Origin of the sequence: Pseudomonas syringae (assembly GCF_002157375.1) — a bacterium.
GTDB classification, from domain to species: domain Bacteria; phylum Pseudomonadota; class Gammaproteobacteria; order Pseudomonadales; family Pseudomonadaceae; genus Aquipseudomonas; species Aquipseudomonas syringae_T.
The window spans coordinates 39373-60765 of the sequence record NZ_MTSA01000003.1; the positions used below are offsets into that span (position 1 = coordinate 39373).

Genomic DNA, 21393 nt, shown 5'->3' on the forward strand with positions numbered 1-21393 from the left:
CAACTGCGCGCGCTCGCCAGGCGCCAGGCGGTTCTCCCGGCCACCCTCCTGCACGCTGCATGGGCAATGGTTCTGGCACGCTGCACATCCCGCGACGACGTGGTGTTCGGCACCGTCGTCTCCGGTCGTCTGCAGGGCGGGTCCGAAAGCGCGGTGGGCATGTTCATCAATACGCTGCCGGTGCGCGTGCAACTGGCCGGACACAGCGCGCAGACACTGATCGCCGAAACGCATCGCGACCTGAGCGAACTGCTGAGCCACGAACAGACCCCGCTGACCACCGCGCAACGTTGCAGTGGCATCGACAGCAGCGTGCCGCTGTTCACCAGCCTGCTCAACTACCGCCTACACACCCAGTCGGGCGAAGGACTGGCAGCCTGGCCAGACGTCAGAATCCAGACCAGCGCCGACAACGGTAACTACCCGCTGTCGTTGTCGGTCGATGATTATCCCGAGCACATGGTCCTCGCCATTCAGAGCGTGCCGGTCATGGACGCCCCACGCATCGCGGCCATGACCCGGCAGGCGCTGGACCTGCTGACATCGGCGCTGGCTGACAGCCCGGACACAGCCGTCGCGACCTTTGATCTGTTGACGGATGACGAGCGCCAGCGTGTTCTGGTCGACCTTAACCAGACCCGGACACCGTACCCGCAGGACACGCTGATCCATCAGCTTTTCGAAGCACAGGTACAGCAACAGCCTGAAACACTTGCCGTGCAGTCCGAAGGTCTGAACCTGACTTACCTGGAACTCAATCGCCAGGCCAATCGGGTCGCGCATCAACTGCTGGCACTGGGCATTCAGGCCAATGATCGGGTCGCCCTGCTGACCGAGCGTGGACCGGAGTTGCTCATCGGCATGCTGGCCATTCTCAAGGCTGGCGGTGCCTACGTGCCGCTTGACCCCAACTACCCGGCCGAGCGTCTGCAACACATGCTCATCGACAGCGCACCGAAAGTGTTGCTCAGCCAGGGTGATCTGCCTGAGTCGTTGCCGGCACTGCCGATTCCGGTCTTGCTGATCGATGTCGCCGCCGCTGACGACACACTGGCGCAAGCGGATCAGAACCCGGACAGCGCGGCGCTGGGGCTCGATTCGACGAACCTTGCCTACGTGATCTACACCTCCGGTTCCACCGGGAAGCCGAAAGGCGTGATGATCGAACACCGCAGCCTGGTCAATTACAGCCTGGACGCTGCACGTCTGTTCGGGCTGGCGCCTGGAGACGTGGTGCTGCAACAGAACTCGCCAAACTTCGACCTGTCGGTCGAAGAGATCTTCCCGGCCCTGCTGGCGGGCGCGACGCTGCTGACGACACAGGCCATCTTCGGCGTCGAGGGGCTGGCGGTCGACACCAGGCCTTCGGTGCTGCACATGACCTCCGCGCACTGGCACAGCCTGGTCGGCAGCTGGCATCAGCAGCCTGAGCGAGCGAGCAATTGCCTGAGCAGCGTGCGCCTGATCAACGTGACCGGGGACGCCCTGTCGGCACAGAAGCTTGAACAGTGGGCGCAAGTGCGTCCGGGTCACACCCGACTGGTCAACACTTACGGACCGACCGAAACCACGGTTTCCTGTACGGCGGCTTATGTCGGTGACCTGCCTGACGATCCGCAGGGCAGCGCTACCGTGACCATCGGCAAGCCGATGGCCAACACGCGTATCTACCTGCTGGACAGCCACCTGCGGCCCGTGCCGTTCGGGGTCGCGGGCGAAATGTACATCGGGGGTCACGGGGTCGCGCGCGGTTACCTGAACCTGGACGCCGTCAACGCCGAGCGGTTCCTCGATGACCCGTTCAGCGACGAAGCGGATGCGCGCCTGTACAAGACCGGCGATCTGGCCCGTTATCGGGCTGATGGCAGCCTTGAGTTCATGGGGCGCAATGACTTCCAGGTCAAGGTCCGGGGTTTCCGGATCGAGCTGGGAGAAATCGAGTCCCGCCTGAGCAACTGCACCGGCGTCAAGGAAGCCGCTGTGATCGCCCGCGAAGACGTCCCCGGCGAAAAACGACTGGTGGCGTATGTCGTGCCGCAGACGGGCCATTCGCTCAATGCCCTCGCCTTGCGCGAAGAACTGACGCCGTTACTGGCTGAATACATGTTGCCTGGGGCCTTCGTGATCATCGACGCGATGCCGCTCACCCCCAACGGCAAGCTCGACCGCAAACAGCTACCGGCTCCGGATCAGCAGGCGTTTGCGCAACGCGCCTTCGAAGCGCCGAGCGGCGAGACCGAGCAACTGCTGGCCAGCCTCTGGGCTGACCTGCTGGGCCTCGAGCGCGTCGGCCGCAACGACTCGTTCTTCGAACTGGGCGGGCATTCACTGACCGCCGTGCAACTGACCCTGCGTATCCGCGAGGAGACCGGGGTGGACATTCCTCTCAGGTCCCTCTTCGAGCAGAACTCGCTGATGGCCCTGGCCGACCACATCAACACCTTGCAACTGGCGCTGTACGACGCCGACGACCTGCTCGCGCTCGAACAGGAACTGGCTTCGCTCTCGGAAAGCGATTTGCTCGCTATTGTCTCTAAGGATGCCTGAATTGAACGACCGTAACGTTAGCCTCGAACAGCTCAAACGCGCCGCCCTGCTGCGCCTCCTCCAACAGCGTGGCGCAGCGAAGGCCGAGCAGGCTCCGCTCGATGTGATCGAACCGGCGGATCGCAGCGCCCCGCTACCGTTGTCGTTCTCGCAGCAGCGGCTGTGGTTTCTCGATCAACTGGACCCGACTGCCAGCGCGGCCTACCACATTCCTGCTGCGCTACGCCTCACAGGCGAGCTGAACAAGCCCGCATTGCAGGCCGCACTCGATCAACTGGTGGCCAGGCACGAAAGCCTGCGCACCACCTTCGAACGCCACGGCGAACAGCCGGTGCAGGTCATTGCCCCGGCGGACTGCGGTTTTGCACTGATCGAGGAAGACCTGCGCGCGCTTTCGCCGGAACAGGCCCGATTGAGCGCCACCCGGATCAGCGACGCCGAAGCGGCCGCCCCGTTCGACCTGCTCAAAGGACCGCTGATACGTGGCCGCATGTTGCAGTTGGGCGATGAAGAACACCTGCTGTTGATCACCCAGCATCACATCATCTCCGACGGTTGGTCCATCGAAGTGCTGGTCAAGGAGTTTTCGGCGCTGTATCAGGCCCATGTCGAACTTCAGCCGAATCCATTGCCGCCCCTGCCGGTCCAGTACGCCGACTATGCCGCCTGGCAGCGTCAGCGCATGGACGGTGAGCGACTGACGCCACACATCGAATTCTGGCGTGACCATCTGAGCGGCGCCCCTGCACTGCTGAACATGCCGACCGACAGGCCTCGTCCGCCCGTACAGAGTTACGAAGGCAGCACCCTGACGTTCAGCCTGCCCCTGGATCTGTCCCGGGCCATCTCGACGTTCGCCCGGTTGCGGGCAGCCACCCCGTTCATGACCCTGATGGCCGCCTGGGCCGTGTTGTTGACGCGCATCAGTGGTCAGCAGGACGTGGTGATCGGCACCGTGGCCGCGAACCGTGACAGGCAAGACGTGCAGGCACTGATCGGCTTCTTCGCCAACACCCTGGCCTTGCGCGTCAGGCTCGACGCCGACCCGACGCTGGATGAGGTCATGGCTCAGGTGCGCAACCTGATGCTGGAGTCTTCACGCTATCAGGACACGCCCTTCGACCTGGTGGTCGAAGCCCTCAAGCCGCCACGCAGCGCCAGCCACAGTCCGGTCTTTCAGACCATGCTCTACACCAACGCCGGTGGCGATGCCGAGGCACTTCAGTTGCCGGGCCTGGCCCTGGAGTTTCTGTCATCACGCCAGGAAGACACCCAGCACGACCTGTCGCTGCATATCGGTGACAACGACGAGCAACTGGTGTGCAGCCTGTCTTATTCCACCGCGCTGTTCGACACCTCGACCATCGAGCGGCTTGCCCAGCGCTTCGAGCGCGTGCTGCGGCATTTCACCGACGCACCGCAAACCCGGATCGGCGAGCTTGACCTGGACCCCGGCCTTGCACTGCCTGCGGTGCAGCCGGTAGAGCAACATCCTGTTGATACACCGCTGTCCTTCCACCAGGAGCGTATCTGGTTCGTCGACACCTTTGAAACCGGTTACCTGTACGACGCCAACCCGATCTATCACAACGTGCCGCTGTTGCTGGAACTCAGCGGGAAAATTGATCAGCAGGCATTGCAGACCGCACTTGACGGCCTGCTGGTGCGTCATGAAATCCTTCGCTGCCGGGTGTTGAGCGATGGCGCTCGTGCCTGGCAACGTTTCGAACCAGCTGCCGAGTGGCCCCTGAATCTGTTGCGCGCAGCCGCTGGCCAACGCACCGCCGTGGCGCTGGAAGATGCCCGCCAGCCACTGCCTATGGACGGTGGCAGTCTGATCAGGGCAACGCTGGTGCAGGATGACAGCCAGGACGCCGTGCTGGCCATTACCGTTCACCACTTGCTGGCCGACCGCGCTTCGATGCAGCTCATCCGACGCGATCTGCTGGAGCTGTATGAAGCGGCCTGCCAGGCTCGTCCGCCGCAGCTTCCGGAACTGACGGTGGCTTACCGCGACTTCGCGCAATGGCAACGTCAATTGCCCGCTGCCGCACGGGAAACATTGCGCTCATTCTGGGCCTACCAGTTGCGCGGCAAGCTGCAACCTATGGAAATGCCGCTGAACCGCCCTCGTGCGGCGGTTCACGTGTTCACGCCAGCCACCCATTCGTTTGCCCTTACCGAGCAACAGGTTCAACGGATCGAGCAGGCGGCCCGGCGTGCCGGCATTACCGGCGAAGGGCTGGCATTGAGCGCGTTCATGGCCCTGCTGCGTCGCTACACCGGGCATGAGGAACTGGTGGTCGGCACCGCCGCAGCCTGCCGTGAAGCGCCTGAACTGCAAGACATTGTCGGGCCGGTGAGCAACCTGCTGGTGCTGCGCGGTGCCTGTGACGAGGCAACGTCGCTGCAGGCGTTACTGGCACAGACCGCAGGCCGACTGGCGCAGGCTTACAAACATCGCTTCATGCAGTTCGACCAGTTGGTGCTGGCGCTCAACCCCGCCAAGGACATGAGCCGCACCGCCCTGTTTGATGTGCTGTTCAATTTCGAGCGCGTTCAGGACACTTCCGTGAACGTCGCCGACCTGACCGTGCGCACGCTGGAAACCAACCTGGGCTATGGCAAGAACGACTTGCACCTGTTGATGGCCGCGGGCGAACGTCAATGGCAAGGTCACATGACCTATAACGCCGATATGTTCGATGAAAGCTTTATCGCCCAGCTGATGCAGCATTACCTGCGCCTGCTCGAGGCGTTCGCCGACGCCCCGGAACAGCGAGTGGACGACGTCGCGCTGCTGAGCGAAGAAGAGCAACGTGTTCAGACCCTCGACTGGAACGACACCGAAGCGGCTTACCCGGAAAACGCAACGCTGCAACACCTGTTCGAGAATCAGGTACAGGCCACACCGGACCGGATTGCGGTCAACAGCGAATCGGGCAGCCTGACCTATCAGGAACTCAACCGTCGCGCCAACCAGCTTGCACATCGCTTGCGCGCTGCAGGTGTCGCGCCGCAAGAATTGATCGCGATCCTGCTGGACCGTTCGCTGGACATGATCGTCAGCACCCTCGCCGTGCTCAAGGCCGGTGCGGCATATGTGCCGATCGACCCGTCCTCGCCCGCAGAACGTATCGCCTACGTGTTGAGCGACAGCGGCGCGCGCAAGGTGATTACCCGCGCGCCATTTGCCGAACAGATCGCCGACAGCGCCGTCGCTATTTTCGACCCGGTCACGCCAAGCGATGATGCGCCGCAGAACCCGGACAACCTCACGCACCCTGACCACCTGTGCTACGTGATTTACACCTCCGGCTCCACCGGGCAGCCGAAAGGTACGCTGCTGGAGCACCGCAACGTGGTTCGCCTGTTGCACAACAGCCGCACCCCGTTTGCATTCGGGCCGGATGACGTGTGGACGCTGTTCCACTCCAACGCGTTCGACTTCTCGGTCTGGGAAATGTTTGGCGCGCTGCTGCATGGCGCACGCCTGACCCTGGTGCCTGACGCCGAGCGCCGCGATCCCGCGCTGTTTCTCGACTTCCTGGAGCGCGAGCAGGTCACCGTCCTCAACCAGACACCGTCGGCCTTCCTGCCGCTGGCCGATACCGCCGTCTCCCGTGCCGGGACCACAGCGGGTGCGTTGAAATACGTGATTTTCGGTGGCGAAAGCCTCGAACCGGGGCGACTGGCCGCGTTCCACAACGCCTTCCCCGAGGTGGCGCTGGTCAACATGTATGGCATTACCGAAACCTGCGTCCACGTGACCTGGAAACACCTGACCAAAGTCGACATCGACGCTGGCATATCCAACGTCGGACGCCCCATCCCCACCACCGTGACCTACATCATGGACGCTCGTCAGCGTTTGCTGCCGGTGGGCGTGCCGGGGGAAATCTGCGTGGGCGGGCTGGGTGTGGGACGGGGCTACCTGAACCGTCCTGAACTGACGGCGGAGCGCTTCATCGCCGATCCACTGCGTCAGGGGGGTCAGTTGTACCGTTCCGGCGACCTGGGCAAGTTATTGAGCAACGGCGAGATCGTGCATCTGGGTCGAATGGATGCACAGGTCAAAATCCGTGGATTCCGTATCGAACTGGGCGAGATCGAGGCCAAACTGCTGGCGTGCGAAGGCGTACATGAGGTCCGCGTGCTGGCCCGTGACGACGCGCATCAGGGCAAACGCCTGATCGCTTACCTGATCCCGGAGTCAGGTGCGGTCATCGAAGTGGCGCACCTGCGTAAACAACTGGGCGCCACACTGCCCGACTACATGGTGCCCAGCGCCTTTGTCAGCCTGAATGCCTACCCGCTGACCGGCAACGGCAAACTGGATCAGGATGCGCTTCCGGCACCCGGCACAGACGCCATGGCCGGGCACGACTATGAAGCGCCGCAAGGCCCTGTCGAAGAAGCTCTGGCACAGATTTTCAGCGAATTGCTGGGCGTTGAACGCGTGGGACGTCGTGACGGTTTCTTCGAACTGGGCGGCCACTCGCTACTGGCCGCGCAGCTGGTTTCAAGGGTGCGTCAGGTGCTGGGCGGCGAACTGATGCTCAGAGAGCTGTTCAGCCACCCCACGGTCGAAGAGCTGGCGAGAGTCATCGGTACGCTGGAGCAGGTGCAGACCGCCAGCATCGCGCAGGCCGATCGAAATGCACCGCTGGTGCTGTCGTTCTCGCAACAACGCCTGTGGTTTCTCGATCAACTGGACCCCAACGCCAGCATTGCCTACCACATGCCGGCATCGCTTCAGTTGAAGGGCGATCTGGACGTTCAGGCCCTGAAACAGGCACTCGATCATCTGGTGGCGCGTCATGAAAGCCTGCGCACCACCTTTCAGCGCCTCGGCGAGCAGCCGGTTCAGGTGATTGCGCCCCAGGACAGCGGGTTTACGCTGGTCGAGCATGACTTGCGCACCCTGCCCTTCGACCTGGCGCAGACCAGCGCCGCGCGCATTGCCCAGAGCGAAGTGGCGGCGCCGTTCGACCTGCAAAAAGGTCCGCTGATTCGCGGGCGTCTGCTGCGGCTGGCCGATGACGACTACCGACTGCACATTACCCAGCACCACATCATTTCCGATGGCTGGTCCGTGGGCGTGCTGGTCAGGGAATTTGCCGAACTGTATGCCGCGCTCAGCCAAGGGGCTGCGCCGTCCTTGCCTCCGCTGTCCATTCAGTACGCCGATTACGCCGCCTGGCAGCGCCAGACCCTGTCCGGCCCGCATCTGGCCCGGCAGCTGGATCAATGGCGCATGCACCTGACGGGCGCTCCGACACTGTTGACGCTGCCCACCGACAGGCCGCGCCCGCCGCTGCAAAGCTACCGGGGCGGTGATGTGCCTGTCGAGCTGAGCCCGCAACTGCTCGCCAAAGTGGAACAGTGCTGCAAACAGCACGACGTCACGCTGTTCATGGTCTTGCTCGGTGCCTGGTCGGTGCTGATGGCACGGCTTGGCAACGAGCGCGATGTGGTCATCGGCGTGCCCAGTGCCAACCGTGGGCACACTCAGGTCGAATCGTTGATCGGGTTCTTCGTCAATACCTTGCCGGTGCGTGTGCAGCTTCAGGACAGTCCGACCGTGACGCAGTTGCTGGCGCAGGTCAGGGACACGTTGCTGGCCGTGCATGAGCGCCAGGAAGTGCCGTTCGAGCATGTCATCGAAGCGCTTCAACCGCCCCGCTCGCTGAGCCACAACCCGCTGTGCCAGGTGGCCCTGTCGCTCAACAACACCCCGGACGACGGTTCCCTGAACCTGCCGGGGCTGACGCTTTCGGCATTGCACGAGATTCAGGAAACCTCCCAGTTTGACCTGATGCTCTCGCTGGCCGAAGCCGACGGAGCCCTGAGCGGTGTGATCCAGTACGCGTCCGACCTGTTCGACCGCTCGACCGTCGAGCGTTTTGCCCAGTCGTTTCAGGTGGTACTGGAGGCATTGGTCAGTCAAGCCGATCAACCGGTCATGGCCCTGCCGCTGCTGACGTCCGCCCAACAGCAGGCACACCCGGCCCTGCAACCGCCGGTCGCCAGCTTTGCCACGGACACGCTGATCCATCAGCGCTTCGAGCACTTTGCAGCGCAACAACCGACCGCCACGGCGCTGGCCTTCGACGATCAGCACATCAGTTATCAGACGCTGAACCGCCGGGCGAACCGCATCGCCAGGCAACTGCTGGCACTCAATGTTGCACCGGATGACCGAGTGGGTATTCTCGCCGAGCGCAGCGTCGATATGCTGTGCGCAGTCATCGGCGTGCTCAAAGCAGGGGCAGCCTATGTGCCGCTGGACCCGGCCTACCCACAAGCGCGTCTTGCCTATCTGCTGCAAGACAGCCAGCCCGTCGCGTTGCTGGCGCAGCCTGCATGCCTCGATGCGCTGGCCAGTCAGCCAGACATCCCGGTCATAGACCTGCTTTCCGATGCGGATGGGCCAGCAGGCCAGAACGACGCACTGGACGCGGCCTTCGACCAGAACCCGAGCGTCGAACTTACACCGCAGAACCTCGCCTACGTGATTTACACATCAGGCTCCACCGGATTGCCCAAAGGCGTGCTGGTCGAACACGGCAACGTGGCGCGGCTGTTCGACGCCACAGCAGACAATTTTCAGTTCGATTCGAATGACGTCTGGACGCTGTTCCACTCCTTCGCGTTCGATTTCTCGGTCTGGGAAATCTGGGGTGCCTTGAGCTACGGCGGCCGACTGGTGATCGTGCCCACCGAACTGGCCCGCTCGCCAGACGATTTCCACGCGTTGGTGTGCCGTGAACAGGTCACGGTGCTGAACCAGACCCCGAGTGCTTTCCGGCAGTTCATCGAGGCCGCCGGTCGCAGTGATGAGGCGCATGGCCTGAAAGAAGTGATTTTCGGTGGCGAAGCGCTGGATGTCCGCACCCTGCGGCCCTGGACATCGAAAACACCGCTGTCTGCCACGCGACTGGTCAATATGTACGGCATTACCGAAATTACCGTCCATGCCACCTTTCATGCCATCAGTCAGGCTCAAATCGATGCCGGTGACACCGGGCTGATCGGTCAGCCCCTGTCTGACCTGTGCCTGCGCATTCTGGATCAGTACCAGCAGCCGGTGCCTGTCGGCGTGGAAGGTGAAATTCATATCGGCGGTGCCGGCGTCGCTCGTCACTACCTGAATCGTCCCGAGCTGAACGCCGAACGCTTCATTGCCGACCCGTTCAGCAGCGTTCCCGGTGCGCGCCTCTACTGCACCGGCGACGTCGCCCGCTATCGCCCTGACGGCGAAATCGTCTACGTCGGGCGCAACGATTCGCAGATCAAGATTCGTGGCTTCCGCATAGAGCCGGGCGAGATAGAAGCGCGTCTCCAGGCCTGCGCCGGGGTGCGTGAAGCGCTGGTGATGGTGCGCGAAGACACGCCGGGCGACAAACGTCTGGTGGCGTACCTGATTGCTCATCCGGACGCGTCGCCAGACTCGGCGACGCTGCGTTCCGAGCTGGCCCAGGTGCTGGCCGAGCATATGATCCCCGGCGCCTTTGTGACGCTCTCGCAATGGCCCTTGACCACCAACGGCAAGCTGGACCGCAAGGCATTGCCGGCACCGGACGGCTCGGCCACGGCAACCCGCGAGTATCAGGCGCCACAGGGCGAGATGGAGGTGTCGCTGGCGAAGGCCTGGCAAGAGTTGCTGGGTATCGAGCGGGTGGGTCGCGACGATCACTTCTTCGAACTGGGCGGGCACTCGTTTCTGGTCATCAGCCTGATCGAGCGTCTGCGTCAGGGCGGCATGCTGTTGAATGTGCGCAGTGTATTTGCGGCGCCAACCCTCAAGGCGATGGCGGCCCTGCTGTCCACCGACCTGAGTCAGGAAGGCGCGCACATTCCACCCAACCTGATTCCGGAAAACTGTACGCACATCACCCCTGAAATGCTGCCGCTGGTGACACTCACCGCGTCGGAAATCGAGCAGATCGTTGCGGAGGTTCCCGGCGGCGTCAGCAATGTGCAGGACATCTACCCGCTTTCGTCCTTGCAGGAAGGCATTCTGTTTCACCACTTGCTGCAAGGTCAGGGCGATGCCTACCTGATGCGCACGGTCCTGAAATTCAAACAGCGCGAGCGCATGGACGAGTTTCTGACGGCGCTGCAAAGCGTGATCGACCGTCACGACATCCTGCGCACAGCCTTGCGTTGGTCGGGCCTGCCGGCGCCGGTGCAGATCGTCCAGCGCAAGGCCGTGCTGCCGGTGACACTGATCGACAGCAGCGGACATGCCGATCCCTTGCAGATGCTGCACGAACACACCGACACCCAGGTGCTGAGTCTGGACCTGCAAAAGGCTCCGCTGATTGCCGCGTACATGACCTGGGACCGTCATTCCGAGCAATGGCTGCTGGCAATGCTGGATCACCACCTGATCAGCGATAACGTCACGCTGCGCCTGATCATGTCGGAGATTCATGCCATCGTGCATGGCGAAGGCCATCGCCTGCCGCCTTCTCACCCCTATCGCAACTTCATTGCCCAGGCGGCAACGGTGTCACGCGAGGAACATGAAGCCTACTTCCGCACCTTGCTCGGTGATGTCCATGAAACCACTGCGCCTTACGGCGTGCTGGATGTCCAGGGCAACGGTGCCGGCAACACCAAGGCCGTTCGCTACCTGAGCGATGACGTCAGTGCAGCGGTCCACCGCGTGGCCAAGGCCCGCGGCGTGCCCAATTCGGTCCTGTTTCACGCCGCATGGGGGCTGGTGGTCGCCGCCACCAGCGGCCGCGACGACGTGGTGTTCGGCACCGTGCTGTCGGGACGCTCTCAAGGTGCCAGCGGCGCTGACAAGGCACTGGGGATGTTCATCAATACCTTGCCGATGCGGATTCGTCTGGACGAGACCAGCGTCAGCGATATCGTTCAGGACGCCTATCGCCAGTTGGGCGAGTTGCTCACCCATGAACAGGCGTCCTTGGCCTTGGCTCAGCGGTGCAGCGCGGTAGACCCGTCGATGCCGCTGTTCACGGTCATTCTCAACTGCCGTCATGGCGAGATGGTCACAGCCGACGGCAGCAGTATCGATGAAATGGAACAGTGGGACGGCATCGAGTTCGTGGCCTCCGAAACCCACACCAACTACCCGATCGAGATCGCCGTGGCGGTCGAAGGCAGCGCCATTTCGCTAACCTCCCAGACCGTTGTCGGCATTGATCCGCAACGTATTGCAGACTACCTCGCCCAGGCAGTTACCGAGTTGGTCGCAGCGCTGGAACAGGCCCCGGAGCGTCGTGCCGACAGCCTCAACGTGCTGCCACCTGCGGAGCGCCAGCAGGTGCTGAGCGACTTCAATCAGACAACGGCTGATTTTGGCACGCCGAAGCCGCTGCATGTGCTGTTCGAAGACCAGGTCCGCGCACGTCCCGACGCCATTGCACTGGTCCATGACGACCGCTCGCTGACCTACGCACAGCTCAACCGCCGAGCCAATCAACTCGCTCAGCGCTTGCTGATGCACGGTCTGGAACCCGAGCAGTGCGTGGCCATCTGCGCCGAACGGGGCAGCGACATGATCGTAGGGCTGCTGGCCGTGCTCAAGGCCGGCGGCGCGTATGTGCCGATCGACCCTGATCATCCGACCGACCGTATCGCCTTCATTCTCAAGAACAGCGCAGCGCGACTGCTGCTCTGCCAGCGCGCCCTCGTCCCGCACATGCCTGCCGCCCGGTACTGCCCGGCGACGCTGCTGCTGGATGAGCAGCCACCGGAGGTGTTCGAACAGGACCCGCAATACGACGAAAACTTCGACGCCGAAGCGCTGGGCCTGAGCGCCGACCATCTGGCCTATATCATTTACACCTCAGGCTCCACCGGGCAGTCCAAAGGCGTGATGGTCGAGCACCGTTCGGTGTTCAACTTCTGTCAGGTCATGGCGCGCACCACGCACAGCCAGTGTCCGGCCGGGGCCACTGTGGCACTCAACGCCGGGTTCTATTTCGACATGTCGATCAAGGGCATTGCGCAGCTGTTCTTCGGTCATCGACTGGTCATCATCCCGCCGCTGATCCGCGCCAGCGGCAGCGACTTGCTGGATTTCCTCGAACGCCACCAAGTGCATGCCTTCGACTCGACGCCCTCACAGCTTGATGCCTTGTTGGCGGCCGGGCTGCTGGAGCGCCGCAGCTACCGGCCGGTCAGTGTCCTGCTGGGTGGCGAAGCGATCAATGCCGCCACTTGGGAGCGTTTGCAGCAATGCCCGGATATCCACTTCTACAACATGTATGGCCCTACGGAATGCACGGTTGACGCCACGCTAGGGCTGATTCGCGACTTGGGCGAGCGGCCGAGTATCGGTCGGCCGCTGGCCAACATGCAGGTGCTGGTGCTGGACCGTCGCGGGCAGCCGGCGCCGGTCGGTGTCACCGGAGAAATCCACATCGGGGGTGCCGGTGTCGCCCGTGGTTACCTGCACAACCCGCAACTGACCGCAGAACGTTTTGTGGTCAACCCGTTTTCCAGTGACCCTCAGGCACGCCTGTACAAGACCGGCGACCTGGGCCGCTGGATGGCCGACGGGCGTCTGGAATACGCAGGGCGCAATGACTTCCAGGTCAAGATTCGTGGCTTCCGAATCGAACTGGGAGAAATCGAAAACGCGCTGCTGGCCTGTCCCGGCCTGCGTGAAGCCGTGGTCATTGCCCGTGAGGACAACCCCGGCGAAGCGAGCAGCACGCGTCTGGTGGCGTATGTCTGCGGTGCCGCCACCTCGGCCGAAGCCTTGCGGGAACAACTGCTCAAGCGGCTGCCCGAGTACATGGTGCCCAGCGCTTTCGTGCAACTGGACGCCATGCCGCTGACCGCCAACGGCAAGCTGGATCGCCGCGCCCTGCCCGCTCCGGGTCAGGATGCGCTGGCCAGCCGTGCCTATGAAGCGCCTCAGGGCGAGGTGGAAATCGCCATCGCCGATATCTGGCAAAACCTGCTGCATGTCGAGCGAGTCGGTCGTAACGACGGCTTCCTGGAGCTGGGCGGCCACTCGTTGCTGGCCGTGCAACTGCTGTCACGTCTGCGTCGCAAGCTTGGAACGCGCCTCACCCTGCGCGAGCTGTTCGATGCACCTACCGTGCGCGGCCTTGCTGCGCGGGTGGATGCGGCGTCGCCTGCGCAGAATCAGGCCATCCCCCTCGCCGACCGCAAAGGCAAGCTTGCGCTTTCGTTCTCGCAGCAACGCCTGTGGTTCCTCGATCACCTGGACCCGGCAGCCGGTGCGGCCTACCACTTGCCCGTGGCCTTGCGCCTGAAAGGCGCGCTGGACCGTGAAGCCTTGCAGGCGGCCCTGGATCGCCTGCTGGTGCGCCATGAAATCCTGCGCACCTCATTCGCGCTGAACGACGGCCAACCGGAGCAGAAAATCGCGCCGGCAGACACGCGTTTCAGCCTGGCCCATCACGATGTGAGCGATCTGCCAGCACAGGATCATCCGGCCGCCATCGAGCAGTTGGGCGAAGCCTGCGCAAGCACCCTGTTCGACCTCAATCGCGGGCCTCTGGTCAGGGGCGCTCTGGTCCATGTAAGTGATACCGAGCACGTGCTGTTCATCACGCTGCATCACATTATCTCGGATGGGTGGTCCAACAGTGTTCTGGCCCACGAGCTGACGGTGCTCTACGGTGCCTACAGCCAGGGCGAAAAAGATCCGTTGCCAGCGTTGCCGCTGCAATACGCGGATTACGCCGTGTGGCAGCGGCAGTGGTTGCAAGGCGCGGCACTTGAAGCGCAAACCGAATTCTGGCGCAGCCATTTGCAGGGCGCACCGACGCTGCTGAACCTGCCGCTGGATCGACCTCGTCCAGAGGTGCAGAGCTACGCTGGCGGCATTGTCGACTTCTCGCTACCGGACGGTTTGAGCGAGCAACTGCGAGCGTTCAGCCAGGCTCAGGGCGCAACCCTGTTCATGACCCTGCTCGCCGGCTGGTCGAGCCTCATGACTTACCTCAGCGGGCAGAACGATGTGGTCGTGGGCACGCCTGTTGCCAATCGGCAGCGTACGGAACTGGAGCCTCTGATCGGCTTCTTCGCCAACACACTGGCGTTGCGCATCAACAGTGAACAGGAAGCGAGCATTGCCCGGCTGCTGGTCAATATCAAAGACCTGACCCTTGCGGCGTTCAATCACCAGGACTTGCCGTTCGAACAGGTGGTCAGCACCCTTCAACCTACCCGGAGCATGAGTCACAGCCCGTTGTTTCAGGTCATGCTCAGCCTGAATAACACCCCGGACGCCCCCCTGACCCTGCCGGGCCTGGACATCGAAGCGCTGGAAAGCGCTCACCATACGACCCAGTTCGATCTGTCGCTGTCGTTGACCGAGGATCGCGGCACCCTGTTCGGCAGTCTGCAATACGCCAGTGACCTGTTCGACCTCGCCACGGTTGAGAGCATTCTGGAGCTGTTCACCCTCAACCTGCAGCATCTGGTGGCCGACGCACAGCAGCCGGTCCGTGAACTGCTGGCGCAGTTGCCGCCGCTGGTTCGCTCGGTCTCGGCACCTTATCAGCAGACGGTCGCGCAGGTTGAAGACCAAGCGCCACTGCCTTATGAAGCGCCTCAGGGTGATACCGAACTGGCGATAGCGCGGCTTTGGCAAGAGCTGTTCAAGACCGAGCAGATCAGTCGTCACGATGATTTCTTCAAACTCGGTGGTATATCGCTCATGGCCGTGCAGATGGCCTCCAGGCTGCGCAAGGCGCTGGGCAAGCCCATTGCGGTCCGCGATCTGTTCGTCGAGCCGACCGTTGCCGGCTTTGCCCGGACGCTGGACTTGCAGTCCCGGCCCCAGGCGCAGAGCAATCTGGTTCCGGTGCGCCGCAGCGGGCGTCAGCGTCCGTTGTTCCTGGTCCACCCGTTGGGTGGCGAGGTGCAATACGCAAGAAACCTGGCGTCATCACTGGACACCGACGTGCCGGTTTACGGGCTGGCCGCCAGCGGCTTTGTCGCGGGCGAAAAGACCCCGAATACCGTGCCTGACCTCGCGGCCCAGTACCTGAAGGCTATTCGTGACGTGCAACCGCAAGGTCCTTACCGGATCGCAGGCTGGTCGGCGGGCGGCCTGATCGCCCATGAAATGGCCCATCAAGCCATTGCTCAGGGCGAATCCGTAGAGTTCCTCGGGATTATCGACACGTCGGTTCAACGGGTAGCGCCTGGCGTCGAGCCTCTCAGCGAAGCGCAATTTCTGCTGGAGTGGCTGCCGGACGCACTCGCCCCGGACCTGAAGGCATCGCTGGAGACGCTGGCGGCCGACAACCGGATCGAGTCCATGCTGGACGTGTGTCTGGCCAATCGACTGCTGCCGCAAGAGCTGGGCCAGGATCTCGATTCGATGACGCTACGCACCCACCTGAAAGTCGCCTACGCCATCCGGCAGGCAGTGGATGCCTACGTCAGCCCGGTCACACCCGTCACGGTGTCGCTGTTCACCGCCAAGGACCAGCCACGCAACGAGGCCACACTGGGCTGGACCGAGTTGCAAGGGGAGCGCCTGCACGTGACGGCACTGGCGGGTGATCACAACACCCTTGTTCAATCCCCGTTTGCCGGCGCACTGGGAGACGCCATTTCGCAGGCATTGAAGGGGCTGTAACGCAACCGACGACAGGCAACCGGCCTCATGGCGGGTTGCCTGTCATGAGGCTGCGGGCATTGCGTATCCCAAACAACTGTATCGAGATATGTTTTACCTTGTGAGTCTGGTCTTTATATGGCGTGATCGCATCTCGCTATCTACTGAGAGACATGGCTAATGCATGACAGGCAATCGGGTAAGCACGCACGACAACAAGTCCCGAACAACGGAACCGTGGATCAGCAAGCCGTCATGACCAAGGGACTCAATTGATGTTCCATGTCATGTTCAGCCTGCCTTGCCTGTACGTCATCGTGCGCTATCTGTGGCCAATGCCGTGGACGCTCTCGGCTAGAATGGCCGTCGCCGGGCTGCTTGTCCTCGCCTCGCAATATCATCTGTATTGCCGGTTTTCCTCTGGCAGCGTGTTCTCGCCGGAGTTTCCTCGCGGTATCGTGATGCTCTTCAATTGGGCGTTTGGCGCGATCCTGTTGCTTGCCGTGCTGCAAATCATTGTCGATCTGGGCACCGTGCTGACGATGTTGATTCGGCGGCGATGGCTGACCGTTCCAGCGAAGTTGCGTTACAGCATCGGCATCGCGGCACTCTTGCTTGCTGCAATCGGTGTTCAGCAGGCCATGCGCGTACCGCCCGTGAAGGATATCGAGATTGCAGTCAAAAACCTGCCTCCGTCCTTCGAGGGTTATAAGGTCTTGCAGCTGACGGATATGCACATCAGTCGCCTGTTTGATGCACCGTGGACGCAGGCGGTGGTGAAAGAATCCAATGCCCTGGGGGTCGATCTGATCGTTATTACGGGTGACCTGATCGATGGTTCACTCAGCGACCGGAAGCAGGACATCGATGCCTTACGCGATCTGCGTGCGCCGGACGGCGTTTATGTCATACCCGGTAACCACGAGTATTTCTTTGACAATACAGCGTGGATGCAGCACTTCGTTTCGTTGGGCATGGTGCCGCTCGCGAACAGCCACACGCTGATCACGCGTGACGGCGCACAGATAGCACTGGCTGGCGTCACGGATGTGACGGCCCCGAAAACAGGGTTTCCCGCCCCAGACGTTCAAAAGGCGATATCGGGCATAGCAACGGGCATGCCGATCATTTTGCTCGACCATCAACCCAGGAACGCCCGTGACGCAGCGGCCAAAGGCGTTGCCTTGCAACTCTCCGGCCATACTCACGGTGGAATGATCTTTGGCCTTCACCGATTGCTCGCTCTGGCAAACGGCGGATTCGTGTCGGGGCTTTATGACGTCGACGGCATGCAACTGTACGTCAACAACGGCACCGCACTCTGGCCCGGGTTCGCCATCCGTCTTGGCAAACCGTCGGAACTGACACGCATCACGCTTCGAAGAGCGCCGGACGCGTAATGCCCGGATAAACCAATAACCATTGGCGAGTGCGATCAGCCTGATACCCGAACGGGAGTTCATCGCTGGCGTGCTCGTTAACCTATAAATGCACGCACATAAAAAAACCCGCCGAAGCGGGTCGTTTTTCTATCAAAACCATTCCAACATCCTGTCGGTAGCCATCCCGGCAATGGTGATCGTCCTTAATCTCCGAAGCACTTCCTGCGCAACGGTTGATGGCTATAGATTGCTACGTTGCGAGGGGGCCGTACAGGGTGGATCTACCCCGGCGCGTGTAAGCCTTTCGCTATATCGCAGGTATCTGCGCCCCGCCTTCAGCCTCGTTCAAACTCGATCAGCACCTTGCCTACGTGGCCCGCCTCTGCGAAATAAGCGTAGGCGGAGGGTGCGTCGTCGAACGTGAAGGTCCTGGCAACCACGGTTTCGATCGTGTTCGCTTCAATTGCGCGAATCAGGTCGATGAACATTTTGCGGCTGCCATTGGCAATGCCCCGGATGGTCACGTTCTTGATGATGAGGGACAAGTAGTCGGGAATCGGCGAGTGCTGGCCGGGTGTCACACCGATCACGACAATTCGCCCGTTGACCGCGGCGGCAGCGATGGACTGGCCCAGCGTGTCCTGGCCTCCGGTTTCGAGAATGATGTCGGCTCCGGCGTTATTGCTGAGCGCCATGATCTGCGCGGCCCAGTCAGGGTGCTTGCGGTAATTGACGGTGATGTCCGCACCCAACTGCCGGGCAATCTCCAGTTTCTCGTCACTTGATGAGGTGATGGCCACGCGTGCGCCGTAGAGTTTGGCGAGCTTCAACGCCGCCAGGGCCACCCCGCCTGTGCCCAGGCAAAGGACGAGTTCGCCCGGTTTGACCTTGCAGACCTCAATCAAGGCGTTCCAGGCGGTCAAGCCAGCCGATGCAAGCGCGGCAACGTCCTTGTCGGCGAGCGAGTCCGGCACGTGAATCAAGGCGGCGGCGGGCAATACGACTTTTTCAGCCAGCCAGCCGTCGTGGGTTACGCCGACGTCATGGGCGAAAACGCTGGTCCGGAATTCGCCGTCCAGCCAGCTCGGGAAGTGACCGCAGATGACCCGGTCGCCCGGTTTTACCTGGCTGACGCCCTCGCCGACAGCGATCACCTCACCGACACCTTCGGACACGGGAATGCGCTCTGGCGCCTGCAGCGCACCGTATACGCCTCGCAGGATTTGAACGTCCCGGCTTATGAGGCTCACCAGGCGAGGTGCCACGACGGCTTCTCCCGGCCCGGCAATCGGCTCGGGGCGAGTGGTCGGGGTCAGCGCGTCCAGGCCTTGTTGCGATCCGATCTGAAAAGCTTTCATTAACATGATCCTTGTACCGTCATCGTCGCCCCGTTGAGGACGACTTTTTGAAATTAACGTGTACACGATACCTGCTCAGGGCTGAGCGGCAAGTCGATGAACCGTATGGACCTTGAACGCAGTGACCACACGACGCTGACTACTTCAACCGCCAGACCCCCTCCACCTGATGCGCCAGCCCGCGCTCGCCGAGCGACTCGATGTATTTCTGCATGCCCTTTTCACCGCGCTTCTGCAGTAACCGGGTGGTGCGTGGCAAAAGATTGGGGAACAGCATCGCCAGGCTGGAAGCCCAGGATTCGCTTGGCTTGGGAGACCGTTCCAGGCAAGGTTTGTCGAGCATCAGCACAACCTGCTGGGCGACATCGTCCGGTGACTGAGGCGGCGCGATGAACTGCAAGGCATTGCCGCCGTCGATTGCTTCCTGACGCAGCATTCGGGTGTCGGTTGCGGTGGGCAGAATGGAGCCGACCTTGATGCCTTTATTCGCCAGATCCAGGCCGATTGAGAGCATCGCCCCACGCAGGCCGAACTTGCTGGCGCAATAAATCGGCGACTCCGGCGTAGGGAATACGCCCCCCAGGGATACGGTGGAGATGATTCTGGCGTCGGCAGAGCGTTTGAGCAGCGGTATGGCAAGGCGAGTCAGGATCAGCGGTGCAATCAGGTTGATATTGAGTTCCCGACTGATGCTTTCCACTGACCGGGTATCAAACGCTTCAACCACCGCAATGGCTGCGTTGTTGATCAGCACGTCAAGTCGGCCGAATCCGGATTCGATGTACGCCATCAAACCCGCCAGGCTTTCCTGATCGGTCAGGTCGACGCCATAGGGAAAAGCATCTTCGCCAAGGCTTTCAGCCAGCGCATGAACCCGTGCCTCGTCGATATCCGCCAATATCAGCTGCATCCCGCGATGGATCAGTCGCGCACAGATCGCCTGGCCTATGCCCCCTGCTGCACCGGTAATCAGGACGACGGTTTTCATGAGCACACTTCCTGAAGCGTGGCGCTCTGCTGCATTGGCGCAGCAGCATAACCAGCCCCCTTGCGCAGACTGCTGTAATACCCCTCTGTAACCGGTGCCCAACCCAGGTCATGAAACAGCTTGCGTAAATATTTTTTCAGCGCGTGCGCTTCCAGGTACACCTCGTGGCGCTGGGAGTTGACGAACTGAATACCGCCGGAAAGATCCGGATGGTCCGCCGCAATCAACTGATCGAATTGACGTGCCTGAGCCGTTTGATGCAATTGATCACGCAGGTAACAGGCCACCGCATGGGCTTCATTATCAAAAAGTTTGTAAGCGCTCGAATTGGTCTCCACGTAACCGATGCCGAACAGGTTGTGATGGTCGCGACTGAAAATCGACAGGTACAGTTGAGGGCGACCGCCCTTCCACTCGAAATACTTCGCGGCGTACTTGCAACTCCATTTATAGCCGGTGGCATAGAGCACCAGGTCCAACGGTTCACGTGCGCCGTCCTTGAACACCACCTCATGGCCTTCGTAGTGCGAGACATCCGGTTTGACCTGAATGTCACCGTGCTGCAAATAGTGCAGCAGTTGGGTATTGAGCAGCGGATGGCTTTCGAACAGCTTGTGGTCTGGCCTCGGCAAACCAAAGCGTCGAAGGTCACCGTTGATGATGCGCAGAATCACCTGAAAAATCGGACGTGTCAGCCATATAGGTAACTGCGGACCCTTTTCTCCGAACTCATCAACCGGCATGCCGAACACATGCTTGGGAATGAAGTGATAACCACGGCGCATGCTGATGAAGGCTTTGTCTGCATGCCGGGCTGCGTCGCAGGCAATATCTGCACCGGAGTTACCCGCGCCGATGATCATGACCCGCTTGCCCTTGAACTCTTCAGCGCTCTTGTACGTCACCGAGTGCCGTAGGGTGCCCTCGAAGCGGCCTTTCACCTCAGGCATGTTCGGGTCCCAGTTACAACCTGTGGCACACACCACGGCGCGATAGCGACGTTGCTCACCGTTGGCCAGGGTTACCCGCCAGCGTCCGTCATGTTCTTTTTCCACGTTTTCGACGGCGGTGTTGAAACGAATCTTGCCGTACAGGTCGAACGCCGTCGCAAAGGAGCGGACGTACTCGAAAATCTGCACGTTGCTCGGGTAATCCGGAAAATGCGCCGGCATGGGGTAGTCGATAAACCCCGACTGGTCACGGGACGAGATGAAATGTGCCGACTGGTACATAGGCGTTCCGGGATTATTGATGTCCCAGACACCGCCGACCTCGCTGTGCCGTTCGAACTGCTCGTAATCAAGGCCCTGGCGTTTAAGCGCCCTTGCCATGCACAGCCCGCCAGGGCCGCTTCCGATAATGCATACCGCGTTGCCGCAATCATGGATCTTATTGTCGTTGCTCACTTCACAGTCCTCGGGTTCTACAGCGAGAACACTAAGTTAGCGACGGGATGCAGGAGCAAGCAGGGGCTTAATGGACGTAAAAGGGGGCACTGACGGACTGGCTCCGGCGCTCGTGTTCATTTAT

At 61.6% G+C, this 21393-nt stretch carries 6 protein-coding genes (1 of these 6 only partly in view); 3 read left to right on the forward strand and 3 right to left on the reverse strand.

Annotated elements, in window-relative coordinates; genetic code table 11:
• The 3 genes from BW686_RS03870 to BW686_RS03880 all read left to right on the forward strand — a co-directional run.
• Positions 1–2547 carry the 3' portion of a non-ribosomal peptide synthetase gene (locus BW686_RS03870; protein WP_084914372.1) on the forward strand. 13626 nt of this gene lie to the left of the window's left edge, so only the last 2547 of its 16173 coding nucleotides appear in the window; the start codon falls outside the window, past its left edge; the stop codon is at positions 2545–2547.
• Positions 2540–16156 carry an amino acid adenylation domain-containing protein gene (locus BW686_RS03875; RefSeq protein WP_444860433.1) on the forward strand — a complete coding sequence of 4539 codons (13617 nt, stop codon included), beginning with the start codon at positions 2540–2542 and terminating at the stop codon, positions 16154–16156. Before BW686_RS03870 ends, BW686_RS03875 begins: the two co-directional genes overlap by 8 nt.
• A 254-nt stretch (positions 16157–16410) precedes the next feature.
• Entirely contained in the window at positions 16411–17535 is a 1125-nt protein-coding gene (locus tag BW686_RS03880) for a metallophosphoesterase (protein WP_084914378.1), read from the forward strand.
• Positions 17536–17852: 317 nt separating this feature from the next.
• Here the strand turns inward: BW686_RS03880 and BW686_RS03885 are convergent, their stop codons facing one another.
• The 3 genes from BW686_RS03885 to BW686_RS03895 form a co-directional block, all read right to left on the reverse strand.
• A complete protein-coding gene (locus tag BW686_RS03885; protein WP_084914381.1) occupies positions 17853–18875 on the reverse strand; it encodes a zinc-dependent alcohol dehydrogenase family protein in 1023 nt (340 codons plus the stop codon).
• Between the two features lie 139 nt (positions 18876–19014).
• Entirely contained in the window at positions 19015–19863 is an 849-nt protein-coding gene (locus BW686_RS03890) for an SDR family NAD(P)-dependent oxidoreductase (protein WP_084914383.1), read from the reverse strand.
• Positions 19860–21269 carry a flavin-containing monooxygenase gene (locus tag BW686_RS03895; RefSeq protein WP_084914386.1) on the reverse strand — a complete coding sequence of 470 codons (1410 nt, stop codon included), beginning with the start codon at positions 21267–21269 and terminating at the stop codon, positions 19860–19862. Before BW686_RS03895 ends, BW686_RS03890 begins: the two co-directional genes overlap by 4 nt.
• Positions 21270–21393 lie beyond the last annotated feature (124 nt).